The organism is Wolbachia endosymbiont (group A) of Dendrolimus pini, from assembly GCF_964026835.1.
GTDB classification, from domain to species: domain Bacteria; phylum Pseudomonadota; class Alphaproteobacteria; order Rickettsiales; family Anaplasmataceae; genus Wolbachia; species Wolbachia pipientis.
The window spans coordinates 455316-469463 of record NZ_OZ034702.1 but is presented as its reverse complement, the minus strand read 5'-3'; the positions used below and the strand labels follow the sequence as shown (position 1 = coordinate 469463).

13 protein-coding genes and 2 pseudogenes are annotated in these 14148 nt (G+C 35.5%); 10 read left to right on the top strand and 5 right to left on the bottom strand.

Annotated elements, in window-relative coordinates; translation table 11 throughout:
• Nucleotides 1–4: 4 nt before the first annotated feature.
• The 3 genes and pseudogenes from AAGD66_RS02185 to AAGD66_RS02175 all read right to left on the bottom strand — a co-directional run.
• Nucleotides 5–1279, bottom strand: a pseudogene (locus AAGD66_RS02185) (DUF4815 domain-containing protein); the annotation flags it as partial.
• Nucleotides 1280–1285: 6 nt separating this feature from the next.
• A complete protein-coding gene (locus AAGD66_RS02180; protein ID WP_264374897.1) occupies nucleotides 1286–2095 on the bottom strand; it encodes an ATP-binding protein in 810 nt (269 codons plus the stop codon).
• Between the two features lie 54 nt (nucleotides 2096–2149).
• Nucleotides 2150–2644 (bottom strand): RNA polymerase sigma factor, encoded by a 495-nt coding sequence (locus tag AAGD66_RS02175; RefSeq protein ID WP_264374896.1) that lies wholly within the window; start codon nucleotides 2642–2644, stop codon nucleotides 2150–2152.
• Between the two features lie 231 nt (nucleotides 2645–2875).
• On the opposite strand from AAGD66_RS02175, the gene AAGD66_RS02170 reads away from it, so the two are divergent.
• The 4 genes from AAGD66_RS02170 (at nucleotide 2876) to AAGD66_RS02160 (ending at nucleotide 5714) form a co-directional block, all read left to right on the top strand.
• Complete coding sequence (locus AAGD66_RS02170; RefSeq protein ID WP_341814557.1) at nucleotides 2876–4951, top strand: AAA family ATPase; 2076 nt, start codon at nucleotides 2876–2878, stop codon at nucleotides 4949–4951.
• Nucleotides 4952–5069: 118 nt separating this feature from the next.
• Nucleotides 5070–5435 carry a transposase gene (locus AAGD66_RS02165; RefSeq protein WP_264374894.1) on the top strand — a complete coding sequence of 122 codons (366 nt, stop codon included), beginning with the start codon at nucleotides 5070–5072 and terminating at the stop codon, nucleotides 5433–5435.
• Nucleotides 5378–5566 carry a transposase gene (locus tag AAGD66_RS06980; RefSeq protein WP_405197551.1) on the top strand — a complete coding sequence of 63 codons (189 nt, stop codon included), beginning with the start codon at nucleotides 5378–5380 and terminating at the stop codon, nucleotides 5564–5566. The genes AAGD66_RS02165 and AAGD66_RS06980 overlap by 58 nt, the downstream gene beginning before the upstream one ends.
• A complete protein-coding gene (locus tag AAGD66_RS02160; protein ID WP_264374893.1) occupies nucleotides 5538–5714 on the top strand; it encodes a hypothetical protein in 177 nt (58 codons plus the stop codon). The genes AAGD66_RS06980 and AAGD66_RS02160 overlap by 29 nt, the downstream gene beginning before the upstream one ends.
• A 1081-nt stretch (nucleotides 5715–6795) precedes the next feature.
• Here the strand turns inward: AAGD66_RS02160 and rhuM are convergent.
• A pseudogene (gene rhuM / locus AAGD66_RS02155) lies at nucleotides 6796–7378 on the bottom strand (RhuM family protein).
• Between the two features lie 35 nt (nucleotides 7379–7413).
• Nucleotides 7414–7695: a hypothetical protein gene (locus tag AAGD66_RS02150; protein ID WP_238580394.1), complete on the bottom strand. Its 282-nt coding sequence runs from the start codon at nucleotides 7693–7695 to the stop codon at nucleotides 7414–7416.
• 652 nt (nucleotides 7696–8347) lie between these two features.
• On the opposite strand from AAGD66_RS02150, the gene AAGD66_RS02145 reads away from it, so the two are divergent.
• From AAGD66_RS02145 to AAGD66_RS02120, 6 genes are all read left to right on the top strand, one after another.
• Nucleotides 8348–8806, top strand: a complete 459-nt coding sequence (locus AAGD66_RS02145) for a Holliday junction resolvase (protein WP_341814515.1) — start codon at nucleotides 8348–8350, stop codon at nucleotides 8804–8806.
• A gap of 103 nt (nucleotides 8807–8909) precedes the next feature.
• Nucleotides 8910–10130 carry a DNA modification methylase gene (locus tag AAGD66_RS02140; protein WP_341814514.1) on the top strand — a complete coding sequence of 407 codons (1221 nt, stop codon included), beginning with the start codon at nucleotides 8910–8912 and terminating at the stop codon, nucleotides 10128–10130.
• 17 nt (nucleotides 10131–10147) lie between these two features.
• Entirely contained in the window at nucleotides 10148–10627 is a 480-nt protein-coding gene (locus tag AAGD66_RS02135) for a hypothetical protein (protein ID WP_341814513.1), read from the top strand.
• On the top strand, nucleotides 10627–12108 hold the full coding sequence (locus tag AAGD66_RS02130; RefSeq protein ID WP_341814512.1) for an ankyrin repeat domain-containing protein: 1482 nt from the start codon (nucleotides 10627–10629) through the stop codon (nucleotides 12106–12108). The genes AAGD66_RS02135 and AAGD66_RS02130 overlap by 1 nt, the downstream gene beginning before the upstream one ends.
• Nucleotides 12105–13931: a phage terminase large subunit family protein gene (locus tag AAGD66_RS02125; RefSeq protein ID WP_341814511.1), complete on the top strand. Its 1827-nt coding sequence runs from the start codon at nucleotides 12105–12107 to the stop codon at nucleotides 13929–13931. Before AAGD66_RS02130 ends, AAGD66_RS02125 begins: the two co-directional genes overlap by 4 nt.
• A complete protein-coding gene (locus AAGD66_RS02120; RefSeq protein ID WP_230609214.1) occupies nucleotides 13924–14148 on the top strand; it encodes a gpW family protein in 225 nt (74 codons plus the stop codon). The genes AAGD66_RS02125 and AAGD66_RS02120 overlap by 8 nt, the downstream gene beginning before the upstream one ends.

Below are 14148 nucleotides of genomic sequence, written 5' to 3'. Positions count from 1 at the left end.
TTTTCTATGCTTGAGGTTGAATAAAAATTCCATCAAACTTTAATTCCTTAAGCTTTTCACCAGTTGCAAAACCCTCAATCTCAAAATTTTGAGTTGCTTCTCGCATAAATTCAGTTTCGTATGAGGTACTTGACAGCAGCTCTGTCGTTTCTTTAACATTAAATACTCTGGTTACTGGACTTTTCCAATTTGTTTTTACCTCCGTCCAGTGATCAATGTTTTTATTTAGAGTAATTTGTGCCGGGACTGGATCAAAAGCTTGATATGGATTGATCTTTTCTCCTTTGGTCTGTAAAAGCTGCTCCAGTACCGGTTCAAGTTTATAAGGCAAAAGATATCTTTCCCCACCTTTTTCAATATCTGCAACTTCTACATCTATTGGCAGAACTAGCTCTCTATTTACTATTGCTGCAGACTGCGAAATTCCTTGATCACGCATATCATCATCAAAGAACGAATCAACAAATACTCCTTTTTTCGTTGTAGGTTCTCTTGAATTTGCATCATTGCGTAAACGCTCCTGTGCAACAAGAGCATAAAGATCATTTATTCCTTTTTTCATTGCTTCAAGCTCATTCATCGGTACAGCATGAATAGCATTATTCACTATTTTTACCCCTTCTTTTTCTCCGTTTTTCCACGTCTGATGAATGTAGCAGAGCAAAAGTTGTCCGCTAGGTGCTTTAGGCATTGATGGTCGCCAAGGGTGGGAAATTCCTTTTATTCTTCTTACCACTCCTTTGCTATCGATAGTAATTAAATCATAGCGGGGCATTTTCCAGGTGTAATCAACCAGAACCAAGCTGTTATCAACTGCACCTCTTACTTTACATCCCTCTTCACTTATATCTCCAGGGCTTACATGAGTGCGGCAGCGATAGGTTATTTGATAACTACTTCCAGGAGCTGGTTCTTTGCCGGGTAATGACCAATCAACGTTTCCTGCGTTTAGTTTGTAATCTATACTATTTTCATAAATAACATTGCCTTGTTTAACTTGAATAATCTCAAGTACTGCAGAATCAGGTATCGGATCAATAGCTCCAGAATATGAACCATGAGTAATGGTAATGGTTTTTTGAACAGTTATATCTACTTTTTTAATTTCACTTATTGGAAAATCATTAACCTTCAGTTCCATTACTCTTTGGCTATTTGGCTGAAAAGTATGTGGTTCTGATTCAACTGATTTTATATCCGGATCTTCATCAAAAGAAACACGAATACTGTGAGGAAGTTCAATCTCATAGCCATCAACATGAGCTTTGCCCTCATTAATTTTTAATTAAATAATAGGAGCCAAGGTTTTGGCTTTAATTTTCGCAAGTAATTTACCCAAATGAGGTTCTTCAACCATATTCAGGCAGCCACTGCGATCTTTAGCAGGGTATCCCCAAGTATTAATAGTCTGACAGACAAATGAACGTCTCTCTGTACCATCATCTTTCTTGATTCCAACCATACTGATTACTTCGTCAACTATCCCAGGAATTTCACTTGCGGTTTTAGCACCTTCACATTGAGGTAGCCAAGTTGGACGATTGCAGTCATCGAGATATTGACCTAATGTGCCAACTATGATGATGTCTTTGTCTCTGATATGTTGAAACTGATTGAGCCAGGCCATCATTTCTTGCGCAAGTAATCCATAGGCAGCTCTTTTGTCTTCTTTTCCCGATCTATCAGAAAAACACTCAGGTTGCATTCTTGCCCATAAAAGACATAAACGTGATGCAACAGTTATACTATCAATGAAAATACATCGATATTTAGAAACTTCAGAAAGAAGATCTTTGTACTTGCCAGATACATGCTCATAGTGTCTTTGACTATATGCTTGATCAGGTTTTAATGCAGGATTAGGACCACCAATTAGGCAAGCAATGTCTCTGGCCTCATTCCAAGTGCGAATCTCAGTTGAATCTCCTTTCCAGTCTTGTACAGCTAGAAGTCCTGCTTCAAAATCAAGGCAAAGTGTTGTTGATTCATCGAGGGTTTTGAGCAGACTGGTTTTGCCGATCCCATAAGGTCCAAAGATTACTACCTTCACACCTGTGATCAGTTTTGCTCTTTCTTTGCTGTTTATTATTTTCATGCTTTTACCTTAATTTGCCACTATATATAAATTCACCAAATTTCAAAAAACTGTTCAATTTTTCTTATGCTTTTTTCTGCAAACAGGTGCAAATTTAGATCGCATTTTCTTGAGTATGTTATACAAAGTAGTCCGTGATATATTGTTCATATCTGCAACTTCAGCAATGCTGTGGTGTTTTAATTGTTCACATAAAACTTGCCACTTCTTTGGTAATTTTGAAATAATTTGCTCAACATCAATACGTAGTATCGCTTCATCTTCAAAACAGTAACTTTCCTGTTGCACATTATTTTCAAGTTTAGGAGTAGTACGTGAGTGTTTACGGACTAGATTATTAATACGATTTTTAACAACTTGCTTAGCAAAAGTTGAAAGACTGCCCTTAGTTTTATCATACTGATCTATGCATGAAAGAAACTCACAGAAGAGGTCTTGTTCTATGTCTTCAATATCTTGATCAGTAAGCGATTTATAATATTTTGCGTAAAATTTTATTAAATTAACAACTTTAGGATCAATACCTGAATAAGAGTTTCGAGATTTCATAAGATGTGTCCTTAAATGAAAGACTTAAGGATGAAACTTTCTTAGTAAATATTGTAGGACATGAAAAAAATACCTCAGACAATCGTGAGTTTTTTACCCTCTGAAAACCTGGAATCTTTTTTCAAACCTCAGACACTCAAAACTTTGATCAGACAATGCACCTACGAACTGAACAGTTTTTGTAAATCCGGTGAATATATAGAACAAGACTTTCAACTTACAGGTAATTTCATGAGTGATTCATACAATGTTCAAGAACTTAAAGCACAACTTCTATTAAACTTAAGATCTTGTCTTTTGTACTTGCTACCTAACGGAACTTTTCACAAAAATGAGTTTCAAGTAGGTGATATATGGGGTAATAAAGGAAAAAGTTTAAGAGTAGAACTAAGTGGCAGTAGAGCCGGGTTATGGAATGATTTTGCAACTGGAGAAGGTGGTGACATTATCGACCTTTGGGCAGCTGTACATAGAAAGAATGCAAGGACAGAGTTTCCTGAGGTAATAGCTTCAATAAGTGAATGGCTCGGAAATAATAAAAAATACAGAGAGAAACAATATGTTGATGAAGACTTTGAGAAATTCATTACCCAAAGTTGGAATTATTATGATGAAAATGGTCAGGTGATTGTAAAAGTTTATCGTTCTGATCCTCCTGGAAAGAAAAAAGTATACAAGCCTTTTGATATCAAACAATCTAAGTTTGCATCACCAGAAATAAGGCCTCTATATAATATTCCAGAAATCTTAAAGTCTGATAAAATTGTTCTGGTGGAAGGGGAAAAATGTGCAGAAGCTCTGATAGAGAAGGGAATAACTGCAACAACAGCGATGTCTGGAGCAAATGCACCTATTGAGAAAACTGATTGGACTCCGCTAAAAGGTAAACACATTATTATATGGCCAGATAATGATGAAGCAGGTAAGAAATATGCTAAAAATGCTGAAAAAAAGCTTTTAGAAATCGGAGTTGAATCACTTGTTGTTCTTAATATTCCACAAAATAAAACAAAAGGCTGGGATGCTGCTGATTGTGTAGAGGAAGGAATAAATGTTAAAGAATTTTTAGCTTCAACTGCACTTACTACTAATACTCTAAGTACAAAAAGTTTGATTTCATTTTCTGCAAGGCAATACTTTAACGATAAATCACCGATGCCAGAAGATATAGTTGCTCCTCGAATTTTAACTCCAAGTGGACTTTTAGTGTTTGCTGGAGCACCTAAAGTAGGAAAAAGTGACTTTTTAATTTCTTGGCTAATTTACATGGCAGCAGGAGTTCAATTTCTTGATATGGTACCTAAAAGGCCTTTGAGGATCTTTTATCTTCAAACTGAAATTGGCTATCACTATATGCGTGAACGTCTACAGCAACTAAAAATCAATGAAGAACTGCTTGAGATTGCTTTGGATAACTTAGTCATTACACCTCAAACAAAGCTACTCTTAAATGATGATAGTATAGATGAAGTTCTTGGTGAAATAAAGAAATCATTTGGTTCAAATATCGTTGATGTTATAGCTATTGATCCACTACGTAACGTTTTTGATGCTGGCGAGAACAGTAGTGAAAATGATAACAATGCTATGCTATTTTTCCTGCAAGAAAGAGTTGAAAAATTGAGAGCGTTAGTTAATCCGAATGCAGGAGTCATTTTAGTACATCACACGAAGAAGATGCAAAAGAAATCATTAGAAGAAGATCCTTTTCAGAGTTTCAGTGGTGCTGGTTCGTTAAGAAGCTTTTATACTACAGGAATGATAATGTTTAAGCCAGATGAACGGCAAAGTAGTCGTCAACTGATGTTTGAATTACGTAATGGTCATGCTATTCCATCAAAATGTGTTGATAAAATCGATAACTGCTGGCAAATACTTGATTATGAGTCACAGAGACTGATACATAAAGATTATGGACAAAAATTAGATGCAGAGCGTTCTCGTAGATATGATATTATACTGCAATTAATTTACGACGAGGCGAGAAATAGAGGGAAAGTATATACAATCAATACATTCTGTGAGGTATTTGAAAATAAAGCAGGTCTTGGTAGTAAAAACTCCATTCGTGAACGCATTGATGTTCTTGCTGCAAAAGGTTACATTAAGTTTAACAGGAATGATAAAAATGCTGAAAGAAGTAAGTATGGGATACTTTGTGTTGAAGATATGGAAAAGAAAGTTACAAACCAACTAAATAAGGATATTACAGTATATGAGAAGATTTTACCAACCGATTATAAATCGCCAGAATATGGCAGTATTATGCCAGTTGAAGATTCAAACATTTGGCTTTACTATAATTAGATCTCTTCTATATCATTTACAGTAATAAGGTTACTTACGAAGTATATTGATTATCTCAGAGCCTGTCTTCAAACTAAGTAGAAAGGAGATAAGAAGTGTGTTATAAGATATATTTAAAATGTATCCAAGCGATATAAGTGACAAAGAATGGAAGATAATAGAGCCATATTTTGAACCTAAAAAGACCGTTAGAGCAAGAAAACATAATATTAGAACAATTATTAACGCAATCCGCTATGTGATGAGAACAGGATGTCAATGGAGACAACTACCTAAAGATTTTCCACCATGGAAAGCCTTGTATAGTTGTGATTCGCGCTTGAAAAAAAGTGGAATATGGCAAGAAATTCACGATTTTCTAGTTAAAAAAGTAAGAAAAATAATTGGTAAGAAAGAAACTCCATCGGTAGGAATAATTGACAGTCAATCAGTAAAAACTACTCAAAAAGGGGATCCAGAGGGTATGATGCTGGCAAAAAAATAAAGGGCAGGAAACGCCATATTATTGTAGACACTGCAGGTCTTGTAATTACTGCTGAAGTACACAGAGCAAGCATTCAAGATCGTGATGGTGCTCTAAATCTTTTTGCTCAAGCTAAGTGCAAATCTACGTAAGTTTTTTGCTGATCAAGGATATATGGGTAAATTACAAAACCGCTGTTTATTGGAAACTGGATGTTTGTTAACGATTACCAAGAAAGTAGTTGATACAGGATTTCAAGTTATTCCTAAGCGTTGGATTGTTGAAAGAACTTTTGCCTGAATTTTAGACGCATGAGCAAAGATTACGAGCATTCTCCTCTTACCTCAAAAAACAATATTTTCTTTAATATGATCACTATTATGCTTCACAAATTAGCCTATTCTTGAGTTTGAAGACAGGCTCTCAGACTCCAGAACTCTTCAGTCTTGGCAGAATCTGGTGCAGTTTATGAGATCTGGTACTTTCTGGTAGTAAAAAAATGCTAGATTTTCAATGGTTTAATGGTTGACAGATTTCTGAGCTGTAATCTGGTTTAGGTGGCAAAAAGCTTAGGAGTATTGAGGAGTTTTGACCAGTCTCCAGTTTCCAAAATTTCCTATTATTATATAATAATAATATAGTAGTATGACTTTAAAACATACTACTCTGTTCGGTTACTAACCAGTCTACAATAATAAGCTATGGATACGTATAAAGCTCTCTTTCAAAATTATCTGATAAAACAAATGAACCGTAATTGGATTTTAAAGCGATTCTACAACCTCAGGGTACAATTATACCACCAAGACCTAAGTTACTCACGTAGGGTAGCTTAAAACTCGATTATGAGGCATTTCTAAGTTATTTCTTGCTTTAAAGTTTTACTTGTTATAAAAAAACCCTTATCGTACCCTATCACGCTTTTTATTCGTTGTAAAACATTTTTTTCAAAAAAGTGAAAAGTTTTTGTAATTTAGGTGAAACAAGAGCTGGTTTTGGAGGTCTTATTGAGATATAACGACTTTTATCTAAAATTCTTAAGTTGAGTCTTTAGGTAATCTCTATAAATAATTTGTAAATGAAGCTAAAGGAAAAAAGTTGCTGCCATAAACATAAGCTATGGAGCTCGTAAACTGCTTAAAATGGAGACAAAGATCTAAATTTATTTATTTACGTCTCCAATTTTATCTAGTATAATGGAGACAAAATTTCTACTATATTATTGGTAGATAAAAAGCAGAGATATGGGGCTTTGTAAAGGGTGGGGACAATTTTTCACCCCCCTTGAAATTAAAATAAAAGCAAGATGTCAAACACAGATAGCTCAACTACAAGCTTGTTTTTGTTGTAGTTATTTTCTCACTTTCTTTACTTGCTTTAATTAATTCATCAAAATCAGATTCATGTCTGTACAACTCTGGTATTCTCCTTCAGCTAGGGCTTTTGCAACTTCAGCACTAACTTTACCAGCATCTTTAAGCACTTCATAATCATTGAACAATAAAAATGCATCCAATTTTTCAACCCAATTCTGCATTTTCATTAGCCGATGCTTTCTTGCTTGAAGTTCCGCATAATCTAGATACATCGAAACAATATGATTTAGTTCACTCAACTCTTTTTCAGTCAAGTAGTTTTTTGCAATCACTCTTATGAATCTTGCTGCCATGACCATCTTTCCATGTAGTTAGCCCCATATTTGGTTTTTTGTGGTCAACTCGAGAGCTCTGCTGCAGTCAGGCCATCAATATAATTTATTCTGTACTTTTGCATAAAATTGTTTTGTTATTTCTGAATTTGGATCATAGTCTGCAGAGCATTCAGCATAAATGTCGGTAATCTTCTGGTAAAACCTACGTTCGGAGGCTCCTGATTTTTTCAAGTAATTCATTGAAGTAGTCTTTGCCAAACTTTGGGCCATTTTTTAGCCGTTCGCTATCTAATACAAATCCTTTGATCTTCAAAACTTTTGTAGCTCGTACTCTGAATAATGTTAGAATTAACTCGATAACCAATAGCTATCCAAATTATAAAATTGTGTAGGGTACTGTTTACCATCTTCAGCAGTATTCCGGAAAATCCGGATAACTGAATCTTTATCTAACTCTTGACTAGCAAATATGTTCTGTAAATGCTCACTAATTGTTCTAATATTAACATCAAACAACTCCGCCATTCTTTTTTGTGTAAGCCAAATGTTTTCATCTCGATACAAAACATCAATTCTCACATCTCCATCTGGAGTTGTATATAATAAAATTTCGTTTTCATTTATTATCATATCTACTCTACCTTACTTCAAATAGCATATAGGTTATTTGTAAAAAAGACAAGCAACTGTAAAACTCTAAAAATAGAGAACTATCTACTTTATTCTTTAGCTGGTAAGCAGTTTTGAAATTATTTTAACTTTTTTTCAAAAAATCCCGGAAAAAGTAGTAAGAAATCCGGTATATATATATTATAATAGAAGGGCATTGATGCAGTTTGTGGATGCGCTTCAAATACAAAAACTTTAAGTGTCAATCCGAAACTCGGCAAACAAACATTGAGTAGATTTGTATTTTTTTAGATAAGGTAAAAACTTCGTTTTAAAGCTAGATGTGATTTTATAGATAATTAACAACAGCAATTCACCAAAGAACGCACGTAGTACCCTCTAAAATTTAATTAAATAGCATTTTCGGTAATCTTACTACTGCAGAACAAATCTCCGTTTAAGTCTAACACGATTTTTATCCTTTGCAAAAAAAAAGTGAACAGTTTTCGTAATTTTGGTGAATATATATAACAAGAAAACAACTTTCTGCAGTAGCACATGATTCTCGAATTTCCGTTGTTGGCCAACAAAAACCTATGAATTGCTAATGTATTTTGCAGAAACCAAACGATATTTTGGAATCAGTGCTACTTATAGTTTTAAATTATAGCAAATGTCAATCCTAACACTGGACCTCGGCAAACAAACGGGCTGGGCAATTCTAACAGATGGAATAATTGAAAGTGGGAGCAAAAGTTTTCATGGTAGCCGTTTCAGTGGAGGTGGCATGTGCTTCTTGAATTTTCGTAATTGGCTTAATTCTTTGAAACATGAGTTCACTGCAGTGTATTTTGAAGAAGTGAGAAGACACCTTGGAACTGATGCAGCCCATTGCTATGGCGGTTTTCTTGCCGTTCTATCTGCTTGGTGTGAAGAGAACAATATTCCCTACCAAGGTGTTAATGTTAAAACTATCAAACGCTTTATAGCAAGCAAAGGTAATGCAAGTAAGAGTGAAGTTATTGAAGCGATACGTGAAAAAAGTTTTTCACCTAGAGATGATAATGAGGCCGATGCTTTGGCATTAATGTTCTATATTAGTAAAGATATTAATAAGATGAAAAATCCATAAAAAGTGGGTCCTTTCGGCCATATTGGCGGGTTTGGTGGGTTCGACCCCAGGCCTTCTTTAGCGTCAGAGATATTTTGAATATTAACTTTTTAATTATTAAGATATGAATTTAGCAATCCACTACTATCCTGTTGAAAACCTCGTCGAATATAAGCGTAATCCTCGTAAAAATGATGATGTAGTAAATAGAATGTGTGCTTCAATCAGGGAATTCGGCTTTCGTATACCAATAGTTGCAAAAAGCGATGGAACTGTGGTTGATGGTCATTTAAGACTTAAAGCAGCAAGAAAACTTGGTATGGAAAGTATTCCTGTTGTTTTAAGTGATAATTTAAATGAACCACAAACTAAAGCTTTTCGATTACTGGCAAATCAATCAGCTAATTGGGCAAAGTGGGATGATGAGCTTTTGAAAGTAGAAATTCAAGAGTTAGAAGATTTACAGTTTGATCTTAAAATGACTGGATTTGAATTAGAAAAAGTTCAACATTTCCTTGATGATTTAGATAGTGAAAAAGAAGATTTTTCTGACTTGGTTGGTGATGAAAAAAGGGTAGAAATAACAAAACCAGGTGATCTTTGGATTTTAGGTGATCATCGAATCTATTGTGGTGATAGCTCTGTAGTTGAATCATATAAAGCGCTGTTAGATGATAAAATGGCAGACATTACTGTTTGTGATCCTCCATATAACGTTGATTATGGTAGCAGTCAAGAAAGAGAGGATAAAAAGATACTAAACGATAATCAAGGTGAAAAGTATGAGCTTTTTCTCTATGATATTTGTACTCATATTTTAGCATATACTAAAGGTGCAATTTACATCTGTGCATCATCATCAGAGTTTTCAACGTTGCAAAAAGCATTTGAGGAAGCGGGAGGAAAATGGTCAACTTTTATCATTTGGGCGAAGAATCACTTTACGCTAGGAAGATCAGATTATCAAAGACAATACGAAGCAATGCTTTATGGATGGAAAAGCGGCAATAAACGTGAGTGGCATGGCGGTAGAAATCAAAGTGATCTGTGGTTTTATGATAAGCCAATACATAACTCACTGCACCCAACAATGAAGCCAGTAGAGCTAATGGAGAGAGCAATAGTAAACAGCAGCAGATCAGGAGACATAGTACTTGATCCATTTAGCGGTTCTGGAAGTACACTGATTGCATGTGAGAGAACAGGAAGAATTTGTAGGACAATAGAGCTAGATTCAAAATTTGTAGATGTAACCATAAAACGTTGGCAAGTATACACGGGAAGAGATGCAATTTTAGCCGGTACTGGCAAAACCTTTTCAGAGATTCAAGAAGAAACCTCGTAAAAAATAGGCAAAAAAAAGTGAAAATCACGCAAACAGAATGGGCAAGAGAGATAGGAGTATCAAAGCAATATGTCTGTTATTTAGTAAAAAAAGGAATAGTTAAGTTGGAGGATGGTTTGATCAATAGAGAGCAAGCAAATGAAGCAGTAGCGGCAATAAGAGATCCAAGTCAGCCACTGAGGAGGAAAAATCCAGAAAACGAAAATACAAGTAACCTTTCCACGATGTTGCTAAAAACGCGAATAAAAAATGAGATGGAACGTGGTAAATTGCTTGAGGCAAAAGCTAAGGCTGAAATAGGAGAACTTGTAGCAGTAGAGGAAGTAAAGCGCGATGCATTTAACGTAGCAAGAGTTGTCCGTAATAATTTGCTTAATATTCCAAATAGAGTTTCAGCACTGCTTGCATCACTGAGTGACACTGAAAAGATTCATATGGCGCTAACCGAAGAGATTACAAACTCATTACAAGAATTATCTAACGCTAAATTTGAATAATGTCTGCTAAGTTAAGTTTAGAATTAATAAAGTGCCTCATTAATCAACCTGGATTAGATGTTAATGTCAGAGGATCAAACGGAAAGACACCACTGCATTATGCAGTAGAAATTAACGAGCTTAGTATGGTTGCACTCTTACTGAACAGGAAAAATATTAATCCACTGATCGCTGATGATGATGGTAAAAGTGCGCTTTCTTGTGCAAGAGAAGAAATATTACAAGCACTAATCAATCATAAATATGGATCAGAGGGAGATAGCTTGCTTCACTTAGCTGCGATGTTGAATGAAGCAAATGCTGTAAGATTTTTACTTAACAAAGGAGTTAATGTTAATGAGCAGAATGCTTTACTACATACACCATTACACTTAGCGGCAGGAGCTGGACATGAAGAAATAGTAGAAATTTTAATTAGAGAAGGAAACGCGGATAAGGATGTTCTTGACGTGAGAAATCATGCAGCAATTCATTATGCAGTAAACAACAAGAAGCTAGGAGTAGTAAAATTACTTTCAAATCTTGGTGCGAATGTCAATATAGCTGGTAGCGGCAGAAATGCAATGAAATTATCTTCTTTGCACGTAGCTATAAGTAGTAGTAATTACGACGAAAGGGACTTATGTTTAGATATTGTAAGATGCTTAATAAATGTTCCTAATGCTGGGGTTAACTTACAAGATTATGAAAATAAAACGCCACTACATTATGCTGAAAGGCTGAAAACAATAGAAGTTTTACTAACGCGAGAAGATATAGACCCTTTAATTAAGGATGATAATGGCAAGACACCATTTTGTTATGCAAAAGAAGCAAATAGATTAGATATAGTAAAGATTTTAGCAAGTAATAGATACGGAGCTGATAAAAACAGTTTGCTTCATTTAGCTGCCAGAAAAGGATATGAAGACCTAATAGACGGTATTCTTGGTGAAGGAGTTGAAATAGATGCTGTAGATGAGAGTGGAAAAACGGGAATTTATGTTGCTGCAAAGCATGGTCACTTTAACGTAGTAAAGTTGTTGCTAAAGAGAGGAGCAGATGCCACGGATGTTTTTCAGTATGCAATAATAACGAACAACGCAAAATTAATAAAATTACTGAGCAAAGAGAAGGAAATAGTGCTATTTGGAAGACAGAAGAACTTTCCAACATTTCATTTATTGAGCAATAAATATTTTGAAGAAAGGAAAATAGCAGACAAAAAAATAAAGAAATATATCAATATCGTCTGTGTTTCTATAACAGTATGTGCAATAGTGATAGTGGGAATTTACCCTAACATTATAGCTGCGGTAATGGTGGGAATAGTTGCGTTCATAGCTGCAATAACAATGAGTAATTTAACTCAGAAGTACATAGAAGAAGCACTTGAAAAGAAAATGTTTATTGAACTTGAAAGTGAGAAAACAAGTGAGTGCAGTTCTATTTTAAGTGATGTTGAGGTATCATCTAATGATGGTGAAGAGCTAGCGATATGATATATGCTACATCTTTTTCTGAAGGTTTAAAGCCAGATCCACTACTTAAAGTGTCAGAGTGGGCGAATGAGTATCGAGTTTTAGCGCCAACTGCAGCATCAGAGCCAGGGAAATGGAGAACAGAGAGAACGCCATACCTTAAAGAAATCATGGATTCACTATCTCCGTCTTCAACTGCAGAAAAAGTAGTATTCATGAAAGGAGCGCAGATTGGAGGAACAGAAGCTGGTAACAATTGGATAGGCTATATCATCGATCAAACACCAGGTCCAATGCTAGTAGTACAGCCAACAGTTGAAATGGGAAAACGTTGGTCGAAGGGAAGATTTGCACCGTTAATAGAGAGTACGCCATGTTTAAAAAATAAAGTAAAAGACCCAAGGTCAAGAGATTCGGGCAATACTGTGCAAAGTAAGGAATTTCCAGGTGGAATAGTAGTAATAACCGGAGCAAATAGCAGTGTAGCACTGAGATCTATGCCAGTAAAATATCTCTTTCTTGATGAAATAGATGCCTACCCAGGAGATTCAGGAGGAGAAGGAGATCCAGTACTGCTTAGTATTGCTCGAACTAATACATTTGCACAGCGAAAGATTTTTTTAGTATCAACACCAACAATTCATGGAATAAGCAGAATTGAGAAAGAATTTGAAGCAACAGATAAGCAGTACTTTTTTGTACCATGTCCGTATTGTAATTACTATCAAGTTCTAAAATGGTCACAAATTAAATGGGAAAACAACGACTCAAGAACAGCACATTATGTCTGCACTGAATGTAGCGGCAAAATAGAAAATCATCAAAAGACAGAGATGCTTGAGCGTGGAGAATGGAGACCTACTAATAGAGTAAAAGGTGAGAAAAAAGGATTTCATCTTTCAAGTCTTTATAGTCCAGTAGGCTGGTATAGCTGGACTCAAGCAGTAGAAGATTTTCTTCATGCAAAAGAAAGTGAACAATTACTAAAAGTATGGATAAATACTACGCTTGGAGAAACCTGGGTAGACAAAGGAGAAGTACCAGATTGGAAGCAATTATTTAACAGGAGAGAATTTTTTCCCGTAGGCACAGTACCTAGGAGAGAAGTGGTGCTTACTGCAGGAGTAGATGTCCAAAAAGATCGTTTAGAAGTAGAAGTTGTAGCATGGGGAAAAAGCCGCGAAAGTTGGTCAATAGAATACCGAGTATTTGAAGGTGATACTGGAAGAGGAGAAGTATGGGGAAAACTCTCTGAGCTCTTAAATCATCATTTTATCGGTGAAAATGGTCTTGAATACATGATAAGTATGATGGCGGTTGATGCTGGGTATGCGACACAAGAAGTATACAATTGGGTAAGAGGTCATCAAGGCTCTGGAAGAGTAATGGCAGTGAAAGGTGTAAATAAAGCTCTAGTACCACTTAGCAGCCCAAGTAGAGTAGATATAACAGTTGGTGGTCAAAAGCTAAAAAGAGGAATAAAGCTCTGGCCAGTGGGAGTATCGATTTTAAAGTCAGAACTTTTTCAATTACTTAATGTTTTAAAGGACGGTGAAGAAGCTCCAGCAGGATACTGTCATTTTCCCGAGTATGCACCTGAATATTTTAAGCAGCTAACGGCAGAGCAATTAGTCAGCAAAGTAGTAAAAGGTTATACCAAACAAGAGTGGCAAAAGGTAAGAGAAAGAAATGAAGTACTAGATTGCCGAATTTATGCGAGAGCTGCATCTATTGCGCTTGGAATCGATCGATGGCCAGAGAGTAAATGGAATAGTTTGAGTGGGAAAATGGAAAGTAAAAAACCTAAAAAAGTAAGACAGAGTAAGTGGTTGAAAAATGTATAACGAAGAGTATTTGTTTCAAGTTGAACAAGCAATAAAGAAGCTGCAAAGCGGAGAGCGAGTAGTATCAATTGCATATGGTGACCATGTTGTGAGATATGCTGAAGTGCAAATAAACGATCTTTTAAACTTAAGACAAAGAATCAAGGCTGAGCTCAAGGTTGAAGGTCAAAAACCAAAAAGAAAGATTGTTATTTCAACGAATAAAGGAGTGGTATGA

Coding starts and splice junctions, on each gene's coding strand:
- AAGD66_RS02130 (WP_341814512.1), top strand. CDS start 10,627: ATGTCTGCTAAGTTAAGTTTAGAATTAATAAAGTGCCTCATTAATCAA.
- AAGD66_RS02180 (WP_264374897.1), bottom strand. CDS start 2,095: ATGAAAATAATAAACAGCAAAGAAAGAGCAAAACTGATCACAGGTGTG.
- AAGD66_RS02165 (WP_264374894.1), top strand. CDS start 5,070: ATGTATCCAAGCGATATAAGTGACAAAGAATGGAAGATAATAGAGCCA.
- AAGD66_RS02140 (WP_341814514.1), top strand. CDS start 8,910: ATGAATTTAGCAATCCACTACTATCCTGTTGAAAACCTCGTCGAATAT.
- AAGD66_RS02120 (WP_230609214.1), top strand. CDS start 13,924: ATGTATAACGAAGAGTATTTGTTTCAAGTTGAACAAGCAATAAAGAAG.
- AAGD66_RS02175 (WP_264374896.1), bottom strand. CDS start 2,644: ATGAAATCTCGAAACTCTTATTCAGGTATTGATCCTAAAGTTGTTAAT.
- AAGD66_RS02145 (WP_341814515.1), top strand. CDS start 8,348: ATGTCAATCCTAACACTGGACCTCGGCAAACAAACGGGCTGGGCAATT.
- AAGD66_RS02150 (WP_238580394.1), bottom strand. CDS start 7,695: ATGATAATAAATGAAAACGAAATTTTATTATATACAACTCCAGATGGA.
- AAGD66_RS02170 (WP_341814557.1), top strand. CDS start 2,876: ATGAGTGATTCATACAATGTTCAAGAACTTAAAGCACAACTTCTATTA.
- AAGD66_RS02125 (WP_341814511.1), top strand. CDS start 12,105: ATGATATATGCTACATCTTTTTCTGAAGGTTTAAAGCCAGATCCACTA.